This window comes from Lebetimonas natsushimae (assembly GCF_002335445.1).
In the GTDB taxonomy this organism is placed as follows: Bacteria; Campylobacterota; Campylobacteria; order Campylobacterales; family Nautiliaceae; genus Lebetimonas; species Lebetimonas natsushimae.
In genome coordinates this window covers 257,857-282,077 of record NZ_BDME01000001.1, presented here as the reverse complement: position 1 = coordinate 282,077, position 24,221 = coordinate 257,857, and the positions used below count along the sequence as shown (strand labels likewise).

The window sequence follows — 24,221 nt, the reverse complement described above, 5'->3', positions numbered from 1 at the left end:
AGTAAGATAGGAATGCTTAAGAAAAGAATATAATTATATGTAGGAATAAGTAAGAATAATTTTATCTGTAAAAGGGCTGTGTTTATTTTCCTTTGTGTAAGTTCCAATAGAAACATATACAAAATCTCTATTAACAAGTGAATCTTTACCTTTTCCTGTGCTTAAATAAAAAGGTGGAGCTAATAAATATTCTATGTTTTGTTCATCAATTTGTCTGTTAGAAGGAATATTGCTTGGAAGAATACCAATTGTTTTACACTCTTTTTCATTATCTGATAATTTAGTGGTTATTTTTACACTGTTTTTATAATATTTATGAAGATTTGGCCTAATCATGTTGGAATAATCTTTATAACTTTTTATAAATTTTTTACCTGAAAAGAATTGAAAATTTATAAACTCCCTATAATAGTAAGCTATCTCATTTTTATAATAGCTGCCTTTTTTAAGCGAAAAAAAATTTTGATAACTATTGGATATCATCCATACAAATATATTAAGCAATGTTTCTTTTTCCTTGTCTTTCAAATGTTTATTAAAAGCAAAGAAAAAAACACTTCTGATAAATATTTCCATCAAATGAATGATTCCTATATAATTGCAATAAAGACTTATATCTTCTGAGAAATTCTTTTCTAATTTGTCCTCTAATTTTTTTAAGCTCATTTCCCCGAATAGTTCTTGAAACATTTGCTCGTCTAATTTAATACAAGGAGTGTTTCTAAGATAATAAGGGTTATTATAAGCGTAAAATGTATTTTGATTATTTGACTTTTCAATTTCTTTTGGAATAGCAGGTCTTAAAACAGTAAAAAAATAATATACACTTCTTGTATTAATGAATTTATTATCAGGATGCTCTATATAAGTTAAAATTTCTTCAGTTATATGTTTAATTTCATTAAATATCAAATTAGTCTCGTTATATGTGTCTTTAGAAAAATTATTTTTCATGAATTCTTTACCTACAGCTATATAATTATCAACATAATAGCTTAACATTTTTTTTATAATGACAAAGGCAATGGAATCAATCTGTTTCTCTTTCATTTTAACCCCTTAAAGTAATTACACAATTTTACAAAAATCCCACCTAAAAAAATAAAAGCATAATTAAAAGCCTCCTTAAGAGGCTTGTTTAAGAAACGGCTTATACCATACTTTTTTAGATGGATTCCATTTATAACCGAGTTTCTTAATTAAATTCTGATGACCAAACGATTTACCCTGAACAATAAGTATATTATCCTGAAGCAATACACTTAAATTAGCTTCTTTTAGTTTATCGTTTTCTTGTTGTATAATAGCTTTTATATCAGTAGAAGCGGGTTTTGAAGTGTTTGAACTTTGAATATTGTTTTGTTTGGCAATAGCATTTTCAACTTCAAATGATGAAGCATACTCGCCTCCGATAAGTCCGAATGCCGCCAAAGCTCTGCCTATTGCACTTGTTTCTGCATTTTCTATTGCTGAAGTGGTATTGATAAGTCCCTGACCTCTTATTTCCTCTGCATAACCTGTAGAAATAAGTCTATTGTTTTCATCAAGTATGGAAGCTTTGATAACCACTCTCTGTTCATCATCATTAATTATTTCAGTTATTATGGAATAAGCAGGAAAGAATTTTCTAAATATTCCAACCCTGCTTGCAACTGTTGCATACTCTTTTCCTTTGATATTTACTTTTTCAATATTTTTTAATTCCTCCATTGCTTTTATTAGATTATTACTCATAATATCACCTCCAGAATACCAATTTGTTTAGTGAATGTTTTAAAGCTGTTTCTTTATCCATATAAGAGATAAATCCTTCAAGATATAAATTTGAAAGAAGTAAATTTTTATCTGTGTCATTTATAAACTCATCCAAATCAACAACAATTTCATTGAAAGATTCACTCTCATAATAAAGAATTCTTTCTTTGTCTAAAAAAGAAATTAAGCTACAGTAATTTTTTCCTATGGAAATAAGCCCTCTTTTTTCTATAATCACCTTATTACCTTTAAGAAGCAATTTCAGGGATTTGAATTTTTCTTTTGTTTATTTTTACTGCAGCAGGTTTAGATACATTTTCAACTTCAATATCAATGTAAGGTTCAATTTCATTGTATTTGTCAGTATATAAAGCTTTTTGAAGTTTTTTCTCATCAACTTTGGCATAACCAAGTTTGATTAAAGATTCTTCGTCTTTTATTATGATATGCTCTTTTATATCTCTCTTTTGAGGGGTAACGGTAAGTGATGATACCATTACCCCGTTAAGTCTGTCTATGCCGTATTCCTCAAATACTTTGGCAATTATCTCTTTTGCTTGTTGTTTAGATGTTTCAAGCTGTTTTTTAAGAGTGTTTAGGAATTTAATCTGATACTTCAAATAATCTATCTTTTCATCTAAATCCAAAAACATCTCTGCAATTAAATCTGCTTTTTCAAATTCTTTTTTATTGCTATCTTCTAACAAGCTTTTTATTTCCTCTTTAAATAACATTTTAGTTTGTTCATTGTCTGTATGTAGAGAATATAATAATTGAGTTGGTTTAGTTATTAGTTTCATAATATGCTCCTTTAATTTTTCTAATATTGAGTTTTTTCTTGTTAAAAATAAATATTTAGTAGTGTAATTTATTTTGCGTAGTGGTGCAGTTTTAGATTGCGTAAAATTGTATTAAGCAGACAACTTAATAGAAGCAAATTTATCCGTTAAGTCAAATAACTTTTCATTGATTGAAATTAAGCTGTCAATTGATTTAACAGGTTTTGAGGTAAAGTTTCTACCCGTAAATATGTTTTTACCTTTAACTCCCCCTCTGATAACATTTTCCTGAATTCTGTTGAATACCCTCCATAAATCATTATTCTCATCCTCCTTTCTATGTGGTCTTAATAGATAATCAAGTTCAATTTGTTGATAAGGCTTAAATCTGATTATTTTAGAAGCTCTCGCAAGTGATAATTGTTCATCGTTTGAAAGTTCAATCTGTTTATATAAACTAATCCTTTCATTGATTTTCTCAATAGATGCAACTATTCTTTCAATTGCCCTTTTAACTTCAATCTCTTTAAATCCAATATGCCTTATGCTTATTTTTTCAAACAAATTGTTAGCTACAACCAATCCGTTGGCACAAATAAACCTGAATACTCCAGCCTGAATGATAAAAGATGAAGTTCTGTTATGTGAGTTGGTTAATACAATTTCAACAGCTTCTTCATCATTTGAGAGAAAATCACTGATATGCCTGAATCTGATTAGGTGCTTTTGATAGCCTTTGTTTTTAGATAATCTCACAAAAGATTCCTTTGCTTCAACTGGATACCAGCTGTTAGCCCTAAACATATCAACTACTTCAATGGTGGGTATAAAAGCATACTTGTCGCTTACTTCAAATGAAGGGGATGTGGCAAATATGCTTCCCGCTTTTTCTTTTAATATTTCATTGCTTAGTGGCATTTTCATTTTTTATCCTTTGTAGTGGTGATAATGTGTTCAACAACAGCTGAAGCAGTGTCAATCACATCTTTGGTAACCTTTACAAACCTGTAAATTTTTCTAAACATAGTAGCTCCTTTGTGTTTTTTTTTTGTTCATTTATATATAACACTAAAAATGGGGATTTTTCGTGGGAATTTTGAAAATTTTTTAATAATTATTATGCTATAATTAATCTAACATTACTTGAAAAGGAGAAAGGGGAAAAGTGGGGCATTTTAAAGAAATACTTCCCGACGCTTCATCACTTATCCAATCTTTAAGAAATATAGGATATTCTTTTGAAACGGCAGTTTCCGATATTATTGACAATTCCATTACAGCAAATGCTGAAAATATTGATATTTTTTTTCAAAATGACAATCAAAATATTAAATTTGGAATATTAGATGACGGTAAGGGGATGAATGAGAAAGAATTGATTAACGCCATGAAACCTGGCAGTTTTAATCCTCTGGATTTTAGAAATGAAAAAGATCTGGGCAGATTCGGACTTGGATTAAAAACAGCTTCATTTTCACAATGTAAAAAACTGACCGTTATAAGTAAACAGGGAAATAATATTTTCGCAGCGGAATGGGATCTTGACTATGTTTTAGCAACAAACAGATGGGAAATAAAAATACTTGACAAAACGGAAATAGATAATACGTTCGGAATAGAAAAATTAAAAAATCATTATTCCGGAACATTGGTTATCTGGGATAAAATAGACAGAATTACGGAAAACTCAAATTACAAATTCAATTATTATTTTAATGAACAAATTAAAAATCTGGGAAAACATCTTGAACTTGTTTATCACCGTTTTCTTGACGGACGGGAGACCAAACCCCCTCTTAAAATAACTCTGCAGTCAAATAAGTTAAAGTCTTTCGACCCTTTTATGAGAAAATATATGGCAACACAGGAACTTCCTACGGAAGAAATTATTCTGAACGGGGAAAAAATTATAATCAAACCTTTTATTATTCCCCATTACAGTAAACTCTCAAAAGAAGATTACGAATATTATGCCGGAGCCGGGGGATATAGCAGAAATCAGGGATTTTATGTTTATAGAAACAAAAGATTGCTCATCTCCGGTACTTGGTTCAGAATAATTCCTCAAAAAGATTTTTACAAGCTTGCAAGGATTCAGATAGATTTACCCAATAGTTTAGATCATTTATGGAACATAGATATTAAAAAATCAACTTCTTCCCCTCCGCCGTCGGTAAGAGAAAGACTTAAAAAGATAATTGAAAAAATTTCAGGTGCTTCAAAAAAAGTTTATACGGCGAGAGGTCACAAAAGTTTTTCCCTTGCACAGCCCGTGTGGTTCAGAGAGGCGAAAAACGGTGAAATATTTTACCGTATAAACAGGGAGCATATACTTTTGCAAAAATTTATTAAAACGTTAAACAATGAACAAATAAACGAATTTATTGACATATTATCCCTTATAGAAGAAAACATCCCAAAAGAAATTATTTATAATGATATGACAGACACACCAAAAAACATAAAAAACGGAGAAATGGATGATGCTTTTTTAGAAAAAAAAGTTATAGAACTTTTAAAAGCCGGAATAATAGGAAAAAATGATTATAAAACGCTTTCGGAAACCGAACCGTTTAACAAATATACAAAATCATGGGAAGAATTTTTAAAAGGGATATGAAATGTGTAATGATAAAATTAAACAGATTAAAAATCTCTTAAAAACTTTTTTAAAAGACAATGGAATACCTTCGAAAGAAGAATTATTAAAAAAAATTTCTATGTTTGAAATTGTATGTGAGTATAAATTAACCGAAAAAGAAAAAAAAGAATTAATGGAAGATATTCTTTATGAAAACCAATATTATATAACAATAGATTCTGAAATAAGCAAAAACGAATACCGTGAATGGCTTTCCGAATGGGAGAAACAGCAAAAAATAAAAGGTGTAAAAGATTATTTCTATTATTCAGACAGATATGAAAGATATCTGTTAGAAGAAAAGAGATTTCCTCCCATAATAGTAAAAAACATCTCCGAAATAAACAAAAAAATTTTAAATTATCTTCCAAATCCCGAAAAACTTGGAAAATGGTTAACAAAAGGCCTCGTCATGGGTTATGTACAGTCAGGGAAAACGGCAAATTACATTTCCCTTATAAACCGCGCCGCGGATGTCGGATACAAATTTATTATTCTCATTGCGGGTGTTCACAACAATCTGCGCAGTCAGACCCAGCAAAGAATAAACGAAGGGTTTGTGGGATTTGACAGTTTAAAAAAACAAACAGTAGGTGTGGGAAAAATAGACCCGAGAAGGAGGCCTTATACAATTACAACCGTAAATGAAGACTTCAAAAAAAATCTTGTTGCTCATTTCGGTTTTTCACCCAATGATTTTAAAGAACCAGTTATTCTTGTAATCAAAAAAAACAGCAATACTTTAAAAAATCTCATACAATGGCTGAAAACGGCAAAACTGAAACGCTCGGATGCGGATTATCCCCTATTGTTGATAGACGACGAGGCCGACAATGCGTCAATAAACACAAAAACCGAGGAAAATCCCACAACTATCAACGGCCTTATAAGGGAAATATTGAATATGTTTAACCGACGTGTTTATATAGGTTATACCGCCACACCTTTTGCAAATATTTTTATTGACCATGAAGCAACACATGAACAAAAAGGGACTGATCTGTTTCCGGATGATTTTATCATTACCTTAAATGCACCTGAAAATTACATAGGGGCAAAAACCATATTTTTAGATAAAAAATTTCAGGGAAAAAAATACGACATAATCAGACACATTACGGACAATGAAATATGTATACCCGCCAAACCCCCAAAAAATTTTGAACTGAACTGTCTACCGGATTCACTAAAGGAAGCCATAAGGCTTTTTGTACTGGCCTCCGTTATTAAAACCGAAAGGGACAAAAAACCGAAATATACAACAATGCTGATAAATGTTACATTTAAAAAAGACCTACATGACAGACTAAAGCATTTAGTTAACGAAGAATTGAGTAAAATTTTAGACGGTGTTTTCGCAAGGGATAAACAAATTCTAAAGGAGCTGAAAGAATTATATATAAACGAATATGTTTCAAACACTTACAAAAACGAATTTCAGATTTCCCCTGAAATGTTTGACAATTATATCGGAAAAATTGCAGAAAATATTGATAAATTTAAAGTGTTTACGGTTAACAGTGACAACAAAGAGGGTTTAAATTATAATGAATATCCGAAAGGGCTGTTTGCAATAGCGATAGGCGGATATTCACTTTCAAGGGGATTTACATTGGAAGGGCTTACCATAAGTTATTTTATAAGAACGACAAAAATGTATGACACACTTCTCCAGATGGGAAGATGGTTCGGATACAGAAACAAATATGAAGATCTGTGCAGAATCTATATGCCGGAAGAAACGGAACTTTGGTACCAGCACATTGCGGAAGTTGTCGAAGAGTTGAAATATGATTTAAAAGAGCTCCAACTTTCCAAAAGACCCCCTAAAGATTACGGACTCAAAATAAGAACACACCCTGACAGTCTTTTAATTACCGCAAGAAATAAAATGCAAAATACCGGTGAATTTGTTGATTACCAAGATGTATGTTATTCAGGACAGCTTATTGAAACAAGGCTTATTTCAACAGATAAAAGAAAAATGGAGATTAATTTTAATATTTTCAATGAATTCATAGAAAATCTATCCGGTAATTTTTCTTATACAAAAAATAAAAATAATTATTTATTTGAAAACATACCTTATAATATTGTTACAGATATTTTAAACGGATTTGAGGATAATATGACCATAAAAAGGTTTATGGAACCTGAAAGTTTTAAAAACAGTTTAATTAATTATATTTTAAAGGGAAGCGATTATGAACTTTCCGAATGGGACATTGCGTTAAAGTCAATAAATTCAAACAATAAGATACATATTAAAGATATTGAATTGGGAGTTACAAAAAGAAGTGTTTTGGAAGATGACGGATTTTATCTCTTAAGCGGGAAAAAATACAGACTGGGTGATCCTTATGATGAAGCCATAGGATTGGATATGGAAAAAATAAAAGCAGATTATAAAACCGAGCAGATTAAAGAATTGAAAAAAAACAATATTGAAGATGACAGGATTAGCAAATCAATAAGAAATACACCTCCCGGAAAATTTATAAGAAAATACAGAAGCAAACCTTTGTTAATCTTTTATATTCTCAATTTATACAAAGGCGCAGTAAAAAAAGGAGAAAGAATAGAAAAAAATGTTATCGCATACGCTGTAAGCTTTCCTGAAACAGATAGTATTATCTGTCCTGAAAACCGTATTGTCAAATATAAAGTAAATAAAGTGTTTTTAAAAGAATTATTAGAGAAAGAAAAGGAAAATTATGAATAATTACAGCAAATGGGATATTCTTCTTATTCCCCCGGAAGGTAGACTGAGTGCCATTTTAGCTGATAAGGGAAACGCATTAAAATATTCATGGGCAAAAAACCATTACGGGGAAAAAATACTTCTTGTGGAGGGAAAACTGCAAAAACATTTTAACAATTCAGACTTTAATTTTAAATACATTGATTTAATTCCGTTTAAAGAAGGTATACAGATAATACTTAAAAATGAGGAACATACTGAAATATTTGAAAATCTGTGCAAAGATTTGATACGCAGTACAAAAGGTATAAATTCTGAACAGAAAGCAATAAATTCCCTTCTTTTGAGAATAAAAAAATGGCAGAAACTTCTCAGTTCCCTCAACAGGTATCTGGATAAAAATTTTTTAAAAGGCCTTGTGGGTGAATTGCTGTTTATAAAAAAACTGCTCGGACATTTTGACAGAAGAGAAGTGTTGGATTTCTGGAAATCCCCCACTGAAGAAAGTGTTCACGATTTTATCGTTAACGACACGGCAATAGAGATTAAAACAAAAACTTCAAAAAACATAATTAACATATCTTCTTATGAACAGATGTTTACAGAACTTCCAAAACTGTATCTTTATGTATATACACTTTCAGAATGCGACAGAAACAAAGGTTTTAATATTTATGACATAATAGGGGAAATAAAAAAGCTGCTTTCAGATGAATACCTCATTTTTTATTTTGAAAGACTGTTGGTAGACTACGGATTTGTTTCATTAAAAGAATATAATGAAGTTTATTTCAGCCATATAAAAGAAGAGGCTTTTAAAGTTGGGGAAGGTTTCCCGAAAATTGAAAAAAAATCAGATGCCGTAATTAATTTAAAATATTCAATTAAAATAGATAAAATTGAAGAATTTAAAATTGAAGAAAAGGATATGTTTTGACGCTTAATGAATATTATAATGATTTTATGGAATCAATAAACGTTAAATCAAATGTTGATGAAAATTTCAAGGAAAGCGTTTTTTTTGAAAAGGCTCTCGAGTTTCTTGAAAATGAAGGGGTGGTCACGGATTACAAATACACCCCTTTTAAAAAGATAGGTATGAGGGTTGACGGTTACGAATATGTGGATGACAGGGAAATTCTATATTTGTTTGTAACTGAATACACAAATGATGCCGATATAGTTACCCTTACAAAAACCGATTTGGATTCAATATTGGCCAGGGTGGTAAAATTTCTTATAAAAAACACGGAAAAACCTTTATTTAAAGAATTGGAGGAAACTTCTGAAGCATACGATATCTCTTATTTCATACATACATATAAAGAAAAATTTAAAAACATAGAAATTATACTTCTGACAAATAAACAAATAAGTAAAATGCTTAAAGAAATACCTAAAATAAAATTGGATAAATATAATATAAGTGTTGACATATGGGATATTGAAAGATTTTATCAAATTGAAACATCTAAAAAGCACAAAGAGGATTTTGAGATAAACTTTAATGAAGAATTTGGTGAAGGTCTTCTTGCCTTGGAAGCCTACAGCGGTTCATCTTCGTATAAATCTTACTTATCAGTTGTTCCCGGAGACATACTTGCAGATTTATATGAAAAATACGGTGCAAGACTGTTGGAATCAAATGTAAGAAGCTTTCTTCAGTTCAGAGGTAAAATAAACAAAGGAATAAGAAAAACCATAAAAACCGAACCGGAAATGTTTTTTGCCTATAATAACGGTATTACAGCAACTGCGGAAGATATTGAGGTTAAAAACGGTAAAATTGTTTATTTGAAAAATTTTCAGATAGTAAACGGGGGACAGACAACCGCTTCATTATATAATACCCGAAAAAAAGATAGGATTTCCCTGGAAAAAGTATTTGTACAAATGAAACTTACCATTATAAAAGGCGATGAATCCCAATTTATAATACCAAACATTTCAAGATATGCCAATACTCAAAATAAAGTCAATGATGCTGATTTTTTTTCAAACGATATTTTTCATATAAGAATTGAGGAAAAATCAAGAAAAATATGGGCCCCTAAAAAAAAGGATAGTTTAAAGGCAACAAAATGGTTTTATGAAAGGGCCAGAGGACAATATCTTGAGGAACAGTCAAAATTGACAGATTCACAAAAAAGAGAATTTAAACTTATATACCCTAAAAAACAAATGTTTACGAAAACGGATCTGGCAAAATATATAATGAGTACGGAGGGTTATCCGCACATTGTCAGTCAGGGGGCACAGAAAAATTTTTTAAAATTCGGGGAACTTGTTGTAAAACAATGGAACACAAATGACAAAGTATTTAATGATTTGTATTACAAACATGCAATAGCAAAAGCCATATTGTTTAAAGAAACGGACAAACTTGTATATAAACAAAAATGGTATGCCGGTTATAAGGCAAATATTGTTGCATATACTTTAAGTTTATTAACTTATTTGGCTAAAAAACTTGATAAAAGTATTGATTACAATAAAATATGGCAAAATCAGGATATTGACACCTTATTTGCAAAAGAAATTATTAAAATTTCGAAATATGTAAACAATCATCTTTTTGATACACCTGAAAATTTTAAAAATATTTCGGAATGGGCTAAAAAAGAATTATGTTGGACAAAATTAAAAGAAAAAACAGATAACGATAAATTAATGTTTTCGGAAGAATTTGTCGATAAATGGCTGATATCAAAGGAAGAGTTCAAATATGAAGAAAAAGAGGCTAAAAAAATACAATCAATTGACAATGAAATCGAACTGCTTAAAAAATTGTTTAAATTTGACACAGATAAATGGAAACAACTGATAGAAGAAGGTGTAAAAAACAATTTATTATGCAAAGAGGAAAAAATTTTACTAAACCTTATTCCTAATGGTAAAATACCAAGTAAAAAACAACAGAAAATGTTAGTGGCAATTTTAAAAAAATTGGAAGATGAAGGGATACAAGTATGGTAGTATTGGATCTGTTTTCAGGTGCAGGCGGACTTTCAGAAGGATTTTTTGAAGCGGGTGCCGTATTTGCAGCCCATATTGAAGCTGACAAACATGCTTGTAACACCTTAAAAACCCGACAGTCTTATTGGAATTTGAAAGCAAAAGGAACTGAAAAAATATATGAAGATTATTTACTCAAAAAAATAGACAGGGAAACATTGTGGGATAAAGCAGAATTAAACCGTAATCTGGTTATCAATGAATTTATAGACAATTCCAGCATTGAAAAATTAAAAAAACAAGTCCATAACAATTTAAAAGAAATTAATAAGAAAAAAATAGATGTGATAATAGGGGGTCCGCCATGTCAGGCCTATTCTGTAATAGGAAGGGCCAGAATGGGGGAAAAAGTTAAAAAAGATGAAAGGAATTATCTTTTCAGATATTATATAGAGTTTCTTAAAGAGTTTCAGCCTAAGATGTTTGTGTTTGAAAATGTACCGGGTTTACTCTCAGCTGGTAACGGAGAATATTTAAAAGAATTGATTCAGGGTATAGAAAATTCGGGTTATCATATGGAAATGAAAATATTAACCGCAACAGATTTTGGTGTATTACAAAACAGAAAAAGGGTTATTATAATAGGATGGAATAAAAATATCTACAAAGAATACATTTATCCAGATTTTTATAATAAATTTCCCGGAAACGCTAAGGTGGGATTATTATTGGAAGATTTACCTTTTATAAAAGACAATTCTAAAATAGAAGGTAAAAACATGTATACAAAAGAACCGAATGATTATTTAATATGGAGCGGAATAAGACAAAAAGGATTTAATATTTTAACGCAGCATGAAACCAGACCCACAAATGACAATGATAAAGAAATATATAAAATTGCCGTAAAGGAATGGTTTGAAAAAAGAAAACTGTTAAAATACAATGAACTTGCTGAAACTCATAAACATCTGATAAAACATAAAAACACAAAAGTTTTTGTAAATCGATTTAATGTTGTAAAACCGGATAAAGAATACTCTCATACCATAGTTGCACATATTGCCATGGATGGACACTATTATATACACCCCGATATAAATCAAAACCGTTCAATCTCTATAAGAGAAGCTGCAAGAATACAGTCTTTTCCTGATGATTTCTTTTTTGAAGGGCCCAGAACCGCTATATTTAGACAAATTGGAAATGCGGTACCTCCTTTAATGGCTAAAACTATAGCAAAAAAAATAAAGGAAATGCTATAAAACAATCAAAAATGACACGTTCGGAAAATATGAGAAGAATTAAATCGAAAGACACTTCAATAGAGTTGATTTTACGTAAAGCTCTATGGGAAAAGGGTATAAGATATAGAAAAAACTGTAAAGATATTTTTGGAAAACCTGATATATGTATTAAAAAATATAAATTAGCAATATTTTGTGACAGTGAATTTTGGCACGGAAAAGACTTTTTGGCAGGTAAAATACCTAAAACTAATCGAAAATTTTGGATTGAAAAACTTCAAAACAATATTAAAAGAGACAAAGAAGTAAACTTATTTTTAAAATCTAATGGATGGACGGTATTAAGATTTTGGGAAAAAGATATAAGAAAAAACACTGAAGAATGTGTAAATAAAATAATTGATACAATTAAAAAATTAAAGAAAAAGAAAAATCAATAAAATATATTTAATATTAAAATAAAAATACGGTATAGTTAAAAAAAATAAAACCATTAACAAATATAATTATTGCGGTAATTTTAGCGGTAAAATAAAATTAAAATTTAATAAAAACATTATATTATAGGGATTTACAAGACATATTACGAAGGAACTCTCCGCCGCAAAGGAACAAAATGAAATTTATATTTTTTGGTACAAGTGCAGGAAGACCTACAAAACAAAGAAATGTCTCAGCTCTTGCTATGGAATTTGAAAATGACAATAAATGGTATTTGTTTGACTGTGGGGAAGCTACTCAGCATCAGATACTAAAATCACGCCTAAGCAGTGCAAAACTTGATACAATTTTTATAACCCACTTACACGGAGATCATGTTTACGGCCTTTTCGGACTTATAACTTCAAGAATGCTTGATAAAATAACAAAACCCCTTACAATTTACGGACCAAAAGGGCTCAAAGATTTAATTTCATCAGTTGTAGATATTAGATTTGAACATTTAGGTTATAAACTAATAATTAACGAAATTTATGCAGGGAGTGAAATAATTTTTGATAAATTTAGAGTAACTGTTTTACCTCTTATGCATTCAGTTGAATGTTTTGCATATTACATAAAAGAAAATGACAAATCAAATAAAATCAATCAGGAAAAGCTAATAAAAGATGGACTAAATCCGTGTGCATTATACGGCGATATTAAAAAAGGAAAAGATGTAGAATTTAACGGTAAAAAATACAAGGCAAAAGATTATTTACTTGAGCCTATTTTAGGGCAAAAAGTAATAATTTCAGGAGATAATGCCGAGCCTGAAATTTTATGCCCTTATCTTGAAAATTTGGATTTACTGATTCACGAAAGCACTTATATTCAGGATATTTTTGACAATATGGAAACAAAATATATGCACACTACCGCCAAAAATTTAGCAGTAATCTCTCAAAAATATAATATAAAAAATTTAATTGCAACCCATGTATCACCGAGATTTACTACAAACGAACCGATTTTAAATGAAATAAAACAATATTATAACGGCAATGCATTTGTGGCAAATGATTTTGATGAATTTGAATTAAAAGGGGGAAGCGTAAAACTTATTGATGATTAATTTTAGTAATTTTAACATCACTTCCAAAAATTTCCCTTACTTTATTTATAACATCATCTGATTTGGAAAAAATATTTTTAACCTCTTTTTTTTGCAGAGGTTTTACTTCATTTTTTAATTCATTTTTTTTTTGACACCTGATTACATCTACTTTAGTACCTATACCAAAAATTTCATTTATTAAAGGTCTAATTACAGGTGAATAAAATCTTTTAAACATATTGTTACAGTTTTCGTCCGGACAACTCTCCCAAGTTATTACCCCGTTTTCAAAAGAGATAAATTTCACACTTGTTTCAAAACAGACACCTAAATCAATATCTCTTTCTTTTATTTTTTTAATAAGTTTTTTAAATAAATCTTCTTTAACCTCAACTTTTGGCTTATATGCTTTTACATCAATTTTTTGCTCAATCTGCGCTATCAAATCATCTATCTTATGAGGTTTTATGGCTTCAATCATCCTGAAAAACATTAAAAGCAAAACAAACTCATTATCGGTATTGTATTTTATAAGTTCCCTTGCATCTGAAATAATATTCAAAAACCTGCCAGCTGTTACAAGCGGCAGGGATGAATTAAAAACAGCATCTTTTACATACAAGATAACTTCATCTAAAATAGCTTCAATATCATAATCTTTAATCTGATTTACTAAATTTTTAACCTCTTTTTTATCCTCTTTTAAAACAGCTTCAAATATTTTTGAAATAATCTCAGGATTTATAATACCAAGCATTTCAACTACGCTTTCGGTATCTATATGGCCCCTTGAATATGCTATTGCCTGATCAAGTAGAGTCAACGAATCCCTAATTGAACCTTTTGCAGATTTAATTAAAAGTCTTAAAGCTTCATTTTCAAATTCCACATTTTCAATAGTTAAAATTTTTATCAAATAATTTTCTATAAGTTTTTCATTAATTTTATTAAACCTGAAATGCTGAACCCTGCTTAAAATTGTAGCCGGAAGTTTAAGAGGGTCTGTTGTAGCCATTATAAATTTTACATATTCAGGCGGTTCTTCAAGAGTCTTAAGCAAAGCGTTAAATGCTTCATTTGTTAACATATGTACTTCATCAATTATAAAAATTTTATATCTACCGTATGTAGGCTTATATTTTGTATGCTCTATTAATTCTCTAATGTCTTCAATTTTCCTATTGCTTGCAGCATCCATCTCAATAATGTCAATATGTCTATTTTCATTAGCCATTATACAGTTTTCACAAGCTTCACAAGGATTTGAAGTAGGACCGTGATCACATTGGAGCGCTTTTGCAAAAATCCTGGCAGTTGATGTTTTTCCGCTGCCCCTCAGACCTGAAAAAAGATAAGCATGTGCTAATCTGTTATTGTCAAGAGAATTTGTAAGAGTTTTAATAATAGCATCCTGCCCAATAACTTCCTCAAATCTTTTAGGTCTAAATTTTAAAGCTAAAACCACAAACTGCCTTTTTTAAAATTATATCAAAAAGGCAAGTTTTAATAGTTGTTCATTTAATTCATAAGCCATTTTTTCTTTTAAAACATCAAAATTTTCAGTTAAGTCAATATTAGTGGAAAATGAGAAAATATTTTGAGAATCAACAAATTTTTGAAGTTCGGAATGTGATGTGGTATTTATAAATTCATGAACAAGCTTCTCAATTTCTGGAGGATATTCATATCTATCTAACAGTTTTAAAGAATAATTTAATTCTTTATTCTTTAATTTATTAGTAAAAGGCATTTTTTTAAGATTAAACACAATACCTCGCTTTTTTAAAAAATTATATAACTTAATTTAATAAATGTCAAATTTGAAATTAAGTTATTATAAAAAATAAATATCTCTATTTCCTATACTAAATAAAATGATACAAGGTAATTTCATTTAGTCAGTGATTTAGTAGCTATTTATATATGATTAATTCTTATTAAAATTAAAACTCACTCACAACTTTTTTAAATAATCCTGCTTACAAGTATAGGGGCAGGTTGAAAATTCCAAGTGCTGTAAAGATACATCAAACACTCGACCCTAGAAAAACAAAAACTAAATTTAAGGATGAGGTATAACCTATTTGAATCATCTGCTTATGCCCTGCTTTTACAATACAATAATTAAAATAATATAATTACTTCATTTAATTAAAAAAACACATAGGGAAAGAAAGTAAAGTGTAAATCACATTAGTCAAAATGAGTATAATTGCTGCTTTAGAGGAACTTAAAAAGAGAAAAATAATAGTTTAAGTGCATTAAATGAAGAATTGCTTTTAGAAAACCCTACTTTTAAAAAATATTTAGCTAAATGGAAAAGTAAAATCAGCTGCAACTAAAAGCACCTCAACAAATTTCTATCTAACTAGATAAAAACCAAAAGGAACAAAACAAAAATCAGACAAAACAAAATATTTATATAGGTTACGTATATATATCCAAAATTTTATTTTGATTAATTGAGAAAACGCTTAAGAAGTAGTAACCTTGGGATTTTTCAGGTTATCATAACACCGATTTTATGGGGATTTTGATGGTAGTGAGGGAGAGACTTGAACTCACTCACTCTATATTTTTATTGATTTTCATTCGTTTTCAGATAGCCCTAAATTTCGGACTTTTTGATTTTCAATTTTTGAGATGATATACTTTTAATGTCGTTTTACACCCTTTTAAAGGGGACACCCAAGGGGACACCCATTTTTAACCAAGCGTGGGAGAGACTAAACGGAGACTAAAACTCCCCCGCCCTATTAAAGGAGATATTATGGCTATAAAAGCAAGCGATTTTGAAGACATTGGACTACCAAATATAAAAAGACACAAAAAAGACAAATTAAAGTTTTTGATTCAGTTTAAGCAGGAAGGTAAAAAGATAAGAAAAGTAATCACGCTGCAGGAACGCCCTAACTGGACGCTTAGGGAATACAAAAAAGAATTAATGCAGATACTATCAGAACTAAAAAACGATGTAGAAGCAGGATACTTACAAAATGAAAAAATGAAGGTTAACGATTTATTTGAACTATTTATGGAAAATAATCAGACTTCACCAGCTTGGGATAAAAAAAGAAAGGAAATTTATAACCGATATGTAAAAAACGAGATTGGCTCTAAAAGATTAAAAGACATCAAGCCTCTACACATCGGAAGAATTATATCAAAAATGAAAGACAGGGGCTTATCTGCTAATACCCAAAACAAAGTCTTGGTAATCTTACGCCCTATGTTTGATTTTGCAATAAAAAACAGACTGCTAAAAGATAACCCTGCTGCAGAAATTCACATTAAGCAGAAAGATACCAAAAAGATAGTTACAAACGCACAGGAGAAACTAAAAAGAATATTTAACGCTATTATGGGACTATACGCAGACGACCCTTATTACAGAGCTTTTTTTCTATTTGCACTTAGTGGAAGAAGAAAAAGCGAAATATTGAAACTCAGATGGGAAAATATTGACTTGGGAAACAGCTATTACTGGATAGCTGACGCAAAACCGAATGAGAACCAACGCTATGACCTGCCCCCGCTTATAAAAGATGCCCTGCTTGAGCTTGGAGTAAAAAGGAAAGGCTGGGTATTCTTCAGCTTTACAAACCCTGAAGAACATCTAAAAAAACCAGACAGACAGGTTGACAGGCTTAAAAAGCACTTGAATATGCCTGAATTTAGTCTGCATTACTGCCGCCATATATTAGCCTCTGCCTTAATAGAAAAAGGCATTCCGACATCAATAGTGAGCGGTGTATTGGGTCATAAGAATGCTACAACGATAAACAAGTATGTGAGTATTAATTATCATTCATCAACCGCTGCAGCAAATAAAGAGTTAGTTAACATAATATCCGACTAAATGCAAAAGAAACCGATATAAGCCCTGCTTTTCTTTTCAGGGTATAAATATACTTGAAAATGTTTTATCGAGCTGTGAGGATTGTTAAAAAGCGTTTTAAAAGCATATTTTAATTATTAGGAGATGAGGTAATACCTCAGCAGGCAAAAAGATTAATACTGAAACCCCAGCAGGGGTAAACGAGTGAGAAAACCCTTATAAAGGGTAAACGATATAATTGAATTATACCTTAGCAAGTAATTAAAATCAATAATAGCATATTTTATTTAAGGATAAAAAATGGAGAGAATAGTATTAAAAGACTTTTTAGGCTGCAATGAATTAGGAAGCAGACATAAAGGCAGATTAATAAGAGAAAAAATTAAACCCATCTTAGATAAAAAAGAAAAAGTTATTTTAGATTTTGAAGACATTGAATTAGCTACTCAAGCTTTTTTAGATGAAATATTTGGTATTTTTGTAAGGGCATTTGGAACTAATTACATTAAAGATAAATTATTAATAGAAAATGTCTCTCCTGAAATCAAAAAAACTATAAACCTTATTATTGCTTATTCTAAAAAAAGAAATATTAATTTTTTTTATCCATAATTGCTATTAATGTTTCTTTTAATTCTTTTCCAATATTAAAAATAATAGATGGAACATTCTTTTCATCTTTTTGGTCATTATTACCAAATAAAAATCTTAAGATTGCAAGAGATAACACTGTAGGTATCATTAGAGTGAGTGAAAGCAATATTACAATACCTGTATAAGTAGTTTGTTTAGCATTATGAATAATTAAATCGTGGAGATTATAAATATACCAATATGTAGCCGTAAAAGAAACTAAAAACATTAATATTACCATACCGCCTAAAATATAAAAAATTAGTTTTCTATAATGTTTTTTATCTTTTTCGTTTTCAAGTTCTAAGGTAAATTTTTCGTCTTCAGTGAGAGTAATATTTCCTCCAGCTAAATCTTCACTCATTTACTTATCCACCCTAAATTTTGAAGTCTATATTTCATAGCAACTTCGGAAACTTTCATAATTCTTGCTAATTCTTTAATTGAAGTAATACCTTTTTTATAAATTAGAAAATGAAGTTTATCCTCAGGCATTAGTATTTTAGCAGCCAATCTATTAGCCGCTACCTCTTTTGGATTATAAGTATCAGTTTTAAAGTTGTCTTTATAATCCCTATATTCTTTTTGACTTTCATCTAAATGACCCAATAAGAAATGAGCTAATTCGTGAGCTATGGTAAATCTCTGTCTATTTTCGTGATGGTCTGGGTTATAATAAATAGTAATTTTATTATTTTTATCCTTTTCAATATAGCCACATAAATCATCAGGAATAAATTCAATATCTGCTAATATTCCACCATTCATATTAACTTTAGGTTTAATAGGCTCAACATCAATTCCATAGTTTTTTGCTATTTCTTTTGGGTCAACATAAAATGTTTCCATTTTTTCCTTCTTTTAATTTTGTATTAAAATTATAACATATATCATATGTTAAAACCCTTCCACCTCATCTCTGAATTTCTCTAACTTCTCTATAATCTTATCCTTAAATGCAGGCGGGGCATAGTGGAGTAATTCAAGGATTTTTTGGTCTTTTGGGTCAATAGATAAATCATTTATTACATTATTCACTATTTGTTTTATACTTACTTTATTCATCTCCATTGTTAAAGGTTTAATTGTTTTCAAAGATACAATTTGTTTAAACTTTTTTATATTTTCGATCGTAAATGCAATTCCTTTTTTCTCTAATTCTTGAATTTCTTTTCTTAAACTCGTAAAATCTAAACTATTAATATTTAATTCTTTATTTTGTGTAAAAACAGCAAAATTTATACAATTATTACAATTAAAAAAACTTTGTAATTCTTCTTTTATTAAAAAGTCGGAAATAACAAAATAAATGCTATAAGATTTTTTCAACATTATTAACAAAAGAATTTTACCTATAATAGGAAAATAGTACTCACAATCATCTATTAAAACCCCTATTAATTTTTTATCTATAACTTCAAATTTCTTTCTTTTTTTTATTAATTGCAATATTTCTTCAATAAAAGATTCAGTTTCATAACTACAATTAGGAATTTGGTCTGTTTCTTTATTTTTTATAGTAAATAATTCTTTTATTGTATTTTTTAATTTTTCATATATATCTTTATTAATTTTTTCATTCCAAAAATCTCCATAATAAAAATATAGAAATTTTCTAAATTTTTTTGAAAATTCTATTAATTCATACTCTTCTAATATATCTTTAGTTATTTCATCATATTTAAAAATTTCATTATCTAAGCCTTCTAAAGCACATACAGCTTTTACATATTTATTTTCTGAAGTAGCTGGTATTTTACCCATTTCAACTTTTTCTATTAACGATTTGCTTATATCTAAATATTCAGCAAACTTTTTTTGGCTCATATTATATTTTTTTCTAATATTTTTTAAAAATTCATTTTTTTTCATTTATAGAACCTTTTTAATTGATTTTTTACATTAATTGATGTTATAATTACATCAAATGATGTATATGATACATCATATTATTGTTTTTTCTAATGATAGCAAAAAACATTCCAACAACGAAAGGGGACGAAATGAACAAAACAGAGCTACTCAGCCAATTAAGTGAAGCAGAGTTACAAAGTCTTATGGCTGCAGCATTAAGGGATATGGTTAAAAAAGAATGGCTAACACCTGACGAACTGGAAAAAGAATACGGCATCAGCATAAATGCACAAAATCGTATGAGAATGGAAAGACGCATACCTTACAGCAAGATAGGCAAATATGTGAGATACAAAAGGACAGATATAGAGAGATGGTTAGAAGAGCATAAAATAGAGACAGCAGCAGGGCTATAAATGAAAAAAGCATATATTGCCCCAAAAGGTTATAAAACACCCGTTAGATGGGATTTATTAAGCAATGAGAGAGTTTTAAACTGTATAGATAAACTCTTAAAAGGTGAAGTTATCAGTCAGATTAAAAATAACTGCTCTTTAAGCAGGGTTGGGAATATTATCAACGAAATTAGAAAGGTTACCGGATTTAATGCGGTTGAGAATGTTTATATCGGTGTAGGCAATAATCAGGGTTACATATTAGCACAAGGCGATGAGGTGAAAAACAGGTTATTACAGTTAAAAGATGAGATTAAAGCAAAGATAGAGGCTAAAAAAGCCTCCGAGTAATCAAATGAACTTAGCAATGAAATTATAACATAAGGAGTAATTAAATGAATTTAGCAAAACTTATTCCACTAAAAGCAGGTGAAGCAATAGCAGTAACAGGTAGAGGTGAGGAGCAGCTGGTAAGCCTTGAATATAAAAAGGCAAACTTCTTTAATGGAGGTGTATATAAAGGCTATTCAGTAAGCGATGTAATTCATTTTATGAGTGAAGCAGATGAGGAGTTAGATAATGCAAGAGCTTTAATTGAAGCAATAGACAGTTTTTTATCCAATAAATTCCTAAACGGACACTTAGAGGAAGACGAGGAAGCTCAGGAGGATTTAAGAAAGGTATTTGCACTTTTAGACCTTACAGCTGACAAATTAGACACCATTCAAAGATATATGGCTACATCAAGCAACGCATTATTAAAAGGAGGACAAAAATGAGCTTAAACACTATTAGAAAAAGAGCAATGCAGAACAAAAGACTGCAGGAATATCTAAAAGAGAATAATTTAAGTCTTGCTGAGGTGTCTATTAAAGAGCTTACCTCTAAAGGTTGGGTTACTTTGCAAAAAGACGCATCAAAAAAAGATGTATCAGAAGCAATGATATTAATCTCAAGCGGAAAAATTCAGCTGGTATTACCGTTATAAGGCTTAAAAATGAGCCTCAAGAATGAAATTAATCGCTATTTAGGAGCTAAATTCTTACAAGCTCCAATTTATTCAGATACAGAAATAAGGGCAAAGCTGGGTGTCAGTTTATTAGAGCTTAAGCATTTATGGATATTCAGCAGCAGGAACTATTTTAAAGAAGCTGTGGATAATCTTATTCACAACAATGTGAAAATTGATTTTGAAAAAGCAAATAAAACTAAAGAGGAGGTAATAAAATGAACTTGCAAACTTTTAACGGGGAATTTGGAGCAGTTAGAGTAACAAAAGATGAAAGAGGCGAAATATGGTTTGCTTTAGTTGATGTATGCAGGGCTTTAGATATAAAAAATCCAAGGCAAGCTAAAACAAGGCTTAAAGAAAAGGGCGTCATTACTACTGACACCCTTACAAATGGCGGTATTCAAAAAATAACTTTTATTAATGAGCCAAATCTTTATAGACTAATTCTTCAAAGCAGAAAAAAAGAAGCAATTAAGTTTCAAGACTGGGTTACTGAGGAAGTATTACCAGCTATAAGAAAAACTGGTATGTATGCAACAGCAGAAACTCTGCAGCAAATGTTAGCAGACCCGAGAAACGCTATTAAGATTTTAGAAGCATACGCACAGGAGCAGGAAAAAAGAAAAGCATTAGAGCAAAAAGTAAATATATTAACCCATACAGGAAAAACCTACACAGCTACAGAAATAGCAAAAGAGCTTGGCTTTAAAAGTGCAATTGAATTAAATAAAAAGCTACAGGAAAAAGGCATTCAATATAAAGTTAATAAAAGCTGGGTATTAAGTGCGAAATATGCAGACTTAGGCTATACCAGCCTTAAACAAAAAATACTGCCTAATGGAGCGGTAATATATGATAGACACTGGACGCAAAAAGGCAGAGAATTTTTATTGGAACTGTTCTCTAAAGATAATTCTACCAAAAATTTAGCCTTACCAGCAAACAATAACCAGCTTACAAACTCAACACAGGCAGGATAAAGGATAGCTATGAAAAAACTTACTGCTAATGACTTAAAAGTAATAGAAATAAACGAAAATGTCTATCAAATAGAAGCAGGTAAAAGAGCCATAGTAATCAGAGCTAAAAGCCCCTCTGAGGCTTTAAAACTTGCCTGCAGGTATTTGGGTATTAACTGCAGTAAAAATGCCCTACACCTCAGCAATTAATTAAATATAGCATAAAAAGGGAAAATTGATGAGAGAGTATGTCACAATAAGGCAAAAAGCCTTTTATGAGTTCCTGCAACATTATAACAAAGATAAGCCAAAAGAGCAACAAATATGGCTTGATTTAAAAGACTTGGTTATTTTTGAATATATAGCTCAGTTTTGCCTCTCTGATAATGTAAAGATAAAAAATAATCGTATCGTAATAGATGATAAAGAGTTTACATATATATCTTATAAAAAAATACTGGAGGATAATCCTTTTTTGAATATAAAAGCTAAAAATATATCACAGGTTATCGGAAGTCATATAAATAAATTAGTTAAACTTGGCTTATTAGATAAGATATTTTTAAAAGAAAATGGTAATAAAGTTTATTTTAGGGTATCACTTGAAAATGATAACCTTATCACTCAAAACATACAAGGGGTATCATTTCAAAATGATAAGGGGGTATCACTTAAAAATGATAAGGGGTATCATTCTAAAATGAGTAATAGTATGTTAAATATAGATAATAAAAATATAGATAGTAAAAATAGGAGGAATTCTATATATATAGGCTCCCTCTCTGATTTTGAAAAAACACTTCTAAGGGTTATTTCAAACTTGCAGGACTTATTTACCCGTTACAGACTACCAAAGTTTCCTGTAAAAGACTATTACAACACCTATAAGGGAATATTAAAGAAAGGCTATACAGAGAAACAACTCTTAAGGGCAATATATACAAGAGTGTATAAAGCAACTAATGATGGTGTAGATACTCTAAAATTTTTAGAAACTCTTGCTAATCCAAAATACACCATTAAAAGCATAGACCAGCTTATAGTTGAAAGCGAAGCAATTATAGAACAATTAGAACTTATTTATGATGAAGAAGAAATGAAGGCTGTAAATTATATTTTATATACTGAATTTTTAAAACAATGCTATTTTTATGATTATGCTTATTATATAGCAAACAAAAAAATCAATTACTTAGGATTTTTTAAAGATTTTAATGGACAGCTACATCATTTAGTTGAGATAGAATACCATTTATTATTGATGAAAAAATATCTCCAATCTAAAGGCTATGAACTTACTACAGAAGGAATAACTACATCAAATAAAGGTATTAGACATATCCTAATAAGCAACTCGTTAGATACCCTTCCTTATTCACTTTTTATAAAAAAACTATTATATGGTTTGCTTATAAGTGAAGAAGATAAGAATATTGACTTAGAAACATATAGCAGTATAAAAGGTATCGTAAATTTACACAACAACTATCTCAACAAATTAAAAATAACTGACAGCTTAGATGAAATAATCTCTCAATTAGAGGAAAAAATACAAGTTGAGGTTTGATACTTCATTTAGAAGCGATATAAAAGCTTTTTTATTATTTCAAGCATGTTTTGTATTCAAAAATGATTATCGTTAATTGTAGAGCCTCTAAAGAGCAAATTAGAACATATTTTGAAACACATCTCACACATCTAAAAGCAGACAGATAAAAAGGCATTAAACTATTAAGCTGCTGCAAAAAGTTTTCGTATCTGTTTTAAGTCTTCGGGTCCTTCCAAAAGGTGCGGACTACAGGGAATCGAGCGCCCAAAATCGAGTTAGATACAAACTTCTAAAGGTTAGTTAATTTACTTAACTTTTTCATTTAAAACCTGCTTAAAAGCCCGATATTATCGTAATTTGCAAGAA

At 29.8% G+C, this 24,221-nt stretch carries 27 protein-coding genes; 17 read left to right on the top strand and 10 right to left on the bottom strand.

All coding sequences use genetic code 11. From position 1 onward, the window contains the following. Positions 1 to 33: 33 nt before the first annotated feature. The 5 genes from LNAT_RS01625 to LNAT_RS01605 form a co-directional block, all read right to left on the bottom strand. A complete protein-coding gene (locus LNAT_RS01625; RefSeq protein WP_096258186.1) occupies positions 34 to 1,050 on the bottom strand; it encodes a hypothetical protein in 1,017 nt (338 codons plus the stop codon). Positions 1,051 to 1,125: 75 nt separating this feature from the next. After that, positions 1,126 to 1,734 carry a hypothetical protein gene (locus LNAT_RS01620; protein WP_096258185.1) on the bottom strand — a complete coding sequence of 203 codons (609 nt, stop codon included), beginning with the start codon at positions 1,732 to 1,734 and terminating at the stop codon, positions 1,126 to 1,128. Positions 1,735 to 1,738: 4 nt separating this feature from the next. Further along, positions 1,739 to 1,993, bottom strand: coding sequence for a hypothetical protein (locus tag LNAT_RS01615; protein ID WP_096258184.1), 255 nt, complete (start codon positions 1,991 to 1,993; stop codon positions 1,739 to 1,741). A gap of 10 nt (positions 1,994 to 2,003) precedes the next feature. Next, the gene (locus tag LNAT_RS01610; protein WP_096258183.1) at positions 2,004 to 2,555 is read right to left on the bottom strand and encodes a siphovirus Gp157 family protein; all 552 of its coding nucleotides are present in this window, start codon (positions 2,553 to 2,555) and stop codon (positions 2,004 to 2,006) included. Positions 2,556 to 2,666: 111 nt separating this feature from the next. Next, entirely contained in the window at positions 2,667 to 3,458 is a 792-nt protein-coding gene (locus LNAT_RS01605; protein WP_096258182.1) for a DUF932 domain-containing protein, read from the bottom strand. 241 nt (positions 3,459 to 3,699) lie between these two features. Here LNAT_RS01605 and LNAT_RS01600 point away from each other — a divergent pair, with 241 nt between their 5' ends. The 7 genes from LNAT_RS01600 to LNAT_RS01570 all read left to right on the top strand — a co-directional run bounded on the left by LNAT_RS01600 (position 3,700) and on the right by LNAT_RS01570 (position 13,633). Continuing rightward, positions 3,700 to 5,154 (top strand): ATP-binding protein, encoded by a 1,455-nt coding sequence (locus LNAT_RS01600; protein ID WP_096258181.1) that lies wholly within the window; start codon positions 3,700 to 3,702, stop codon positions 5,152 to 5,154. A 1-nt stretch (position 5,155) separates the two neighbouring features. Beyond that, positions 5,156 to 7,897, top strand: a complete 2,742-nt coding sequence (locus tag LNAT_RS01595; RefSeq protein ID WP_096258180.1) for a Z1 domain-containing protein — start codon at positions 5,156 to 5,158, stop codon at positions 7,895 to 7,897. Next, positions 7,890 to 8,813, top strand: a complete 924-nt coding sequence (locus LNAT_RS01590; RefSeq protein WP_096258179.1) for a PD-(D/E)XK motif protein — start codon at positions 7,890 to 7,892, stop codon at positions 8,811 to 8,813. The genes LNAT_RS01595 and LNAT_RS01590 overlap by 8 nt, the downstream gene beginning before the upstream one ends. Beyond that, entirely contained in the window at positions 8,810 to 10,852 is a 2,043-nt protein-coding gene (locus tag LNAT_RS01585; protein ID WP_096258178.1) for an AIPR family protein, read from the top strand. The genes LNAT_RS01590 and LNAT_RS01585 overlap by 4 nt, the downstream gene beginning before the upstream one ends. After that, on the top strand, positions 10,846 to 12,096 hold the full coding sequence (locus LNAT_RS01580; RefSeq protein WP_096258177.1) for a DNA cytosine methyltransferase: 1,251 nt from the start codon (positions 10,846 to 10,848) through the stop codon (positions 12,094 to 12,096). Before LNAT_RS01585 ends, LNAT_RS01580 begins: the two co-directional genes overlap by 7 nt. A gap of 11 nt (positions 12,097 to 12,107) precedes the next feature. Continuing rightward, positions 12,108 to 12,518 carry a very short patch repair endonuclease gene (locus LNAT_RS01575; RefSeq protein ID WP_096258176.1) on the top strand — a complete coding sequence of 137 codons (411 nt, stop codon included), beginning with the start codon at positions 12,108 to 12,110 and terminating at the stop codon, positions 12,516 to 12,518. Between the two features lie 176 nt (positions 12,519 to 12,694). Continuing rightward, entirely contained in the window at positions 12,695 to 13,633 is a 939-nt protein-coding gene (locus LNAT_RS01570) for a ribonuclease Z (RefSeq protein ID WP_096258175.1), read from the top strand. On the opposite strand, the gene LNAT_RS01565 is transcribed toward LNAT_RS01570, so the two are convergent. Together LNAT_RS01565 and LNAT_RS01560 are read right to left on the bottom strand one after the other, a co-directional pair. Continuing rightward, complete coding sequence (locus LNAT_RS01565) at positions 13,620 to 15,080, bottom strand: DNA polymerase III subunit gamma/tau (RefSeq protein WP_096258174.1); 1,461 nt, start codon at positions 15,078 to 15,080, stop codon at positions 13,620 to 13,622. The genes LNAT_RS01570 and LNAT_RS01565 overlap by 14 nt on opposite strands. A gap of 18 nt (positions 15,081 to 15,098) precedes the next feature. Then, positions 15,099 to 15,383 carry a hypothetical protein gene (locus LNAT_RS01560; protein ID WP_096258173.1) on the bottom strand — a complete coding sequence of 95 codons (285 nt, stop codon included), beginning with the start codon at positions 15,381 to 15,383 and terminating at the stop codon, positions 15,099 to 15,101. A gap of 1,002 nt (positions 15,384 to 16,385) precedes the next feature. Here LNAT_RS01560 and LNAT_RS01555 point away from each other — a divergent pair. Further along, positions 16,386 to 17,474, top strand: a complete 1,089-nt coding sequence (locus tag LNAT_RS01555) for a tyrosine-type recombinase/integrase (RefSeq protein ID WP_096258172.1) — start codon at positions 16,386 to 16,388, stop codon at positions 17,472 to 17,474. A gap of 279 nt (positions 17,475 to 17,753) precedes the next feature. Continuing rightward, positions 17,754 to 18,065, top strand: coding sequence for an STAS-like domain-containing protein (locus LNAT_RS01550; RefSeq protein ID WP_096258171.1), 312 nt, complete (start codon positions 17,754 to 17,756; stop codon positions 18,063 to 18,065). Here LNAT_RS01550 and LNAT_RS01545 read toward each other — a convergent pair. The 3 genes from LNAT_RS01545 to LNAT_RS01535 are packed head-to-tail and all read right to left on the bottom strand — an operon-like array spanning position 18,046 to position 19,958. Further along, on the bottom strand, positions 18,046 to 18,450 hold the full coding sequence (locus LNAT_RS01545; RefSeq protein WP_096258170.1) for a hypothetical protein: 405 nt from the start codon (positions 18,448 to 18,450) through the stop codon (positions 18,046 to 18,048). The two genes, LNAT_RS01550 and LNAT_RS01545, sit on opposite strands and share 20 nt — an antisense overlap. Further along, complete coding sequence (locus LNAT_RS01540; RefSeq protein WP_096258169.1) at positions 18,447 to 18,935, bottom strand: ImmA/IrrE family metallo-endopeptidase; 489 nt, start codon at positions 18,933 to 18,935, stop codon at positions 18,447 to 18,449. Before LNAT_RS01540 ends, LNAT_RS01545 begins: the two co-directional genes overlap by 4 nt. Before the next feature lie 48 nt (positions 18,936 to 18,983). After that, complete coding sequence (locus LNAT_RS01535) at positions 18,984 to 19,958, bottom strand: helix-turn-helix domain-containing protein (RefSeq protein ID WP_096258168.1); 975 nt, start codon at positions 19,956 to 19,958, stop codon at positions 18,984 to 18,986. 131 nt (positions 19,959 to 20,089) lie between these two features. Between LNAT_RS01535 and LNAT_RS01530 the strand changes: the two genes are divergently transcribed. The 8 genes from LNAT_RS01530 to LNAT_RS01495 are packed head-to-tail and all read left to right on the top strand — an operon-like array spanning position 20,090 to position 23,873. Continuing rightward, on the top strand, positions 20,090 to 20,356 hold the full coding sequence (locus LNAT_RS01530; protein ID WP_172413479.1) for a helix-turn-helix domain-containing protein: 267 nt from the start codon (positions 20,090 to 20,092) through the stop codon (positions 20,354 to 20,356). Beyond that, positions 20,357 to 20,686, top strand: coding sequence for a hypothetical protein (locus LNAT_RS01525; protein ID WP_096258167.1), 330 nt, complete (start codon positions 20,357 to 20,359; stop codon positions 20,684 to 20,686). Positions 20,687 to 20,730: 44 nt separating this feature from the next. Further along, the gene (locus tag LNAT_RS01520) at positions 20,731 to 21,114 is read left to right on the top strand and encodes a hypothetical protein (RefSeq protein ID WP_096258166.1); all 384 of its coding nucleotides are present in this window, start codon (positions 20,731 to 20,733) and stop codon (positions 21,112 to 21,114) included. Beyond that, entirely contained in the window at positions 21,111 to 21,323 is a 213-nt protein-coding gene (locus tag LNAT_RS01515) for a hypothetical protein (RefSeq protein WP_096258165.1), read from the top strand. The genes LNAT_RS01520 and LNAT_RS01515 overlap by 4 nt, the downstream gene beginning before the upstream one ends. A 9-nt stretch (positions 21,324 to 21,332) precedes the next feature. Further along, positions 21,333 to 21,566, top strand: a complete 234-nt coding sequence (locus LNAT_RS01510) for a hypothetical protein (protein WP_096258164.1) — start codon at positions 21,333 to 21,335, stop codon at positions 21,564 to 21,566. Continuing rightward, on the top strand, positions 21,563 to 22,327 hold the full coding sequence (locus LNAT_RS01505) for a phage antirepressor (protein ID WP_096258163.1): 765 nt from the start codon (positions 21,563 to 21,565) through the stop codon (positions 22,325 to 22,327). The genes LNAT_RS01510 and LNAT_RS01505 overlap by 4 nt, the downstream gene beginning before the upstream one ends. 9 nt (positions 22,328 to 22,336) lie before the next feature. After that, complete coding sequence (locus LNAT_RS01500; RefSeq protein ID WP_096258162.1) at positions 22,337 to 22,516, top strand: hypothetical protein; 180 nt, start codon at positions 22,337 to 22,339, stop codon at positions 22,514 to 22,516. Between the two features lie 28 nt (positions 22,517 to 22,544). Continuing rightward, complete coding sequence (locus LNAT_RS01495; protein ID WP_096258161.1) at positions 22,545 to 23,873, top strand: hypothetical protein; 1,329 nt, start codon at positions 22,545 to 22,547, stop codon at positions 23,871 to 23,873. The last annotated feature ends 348 nt before the right edge of the window (positions 23,874 to 24,221 follow it).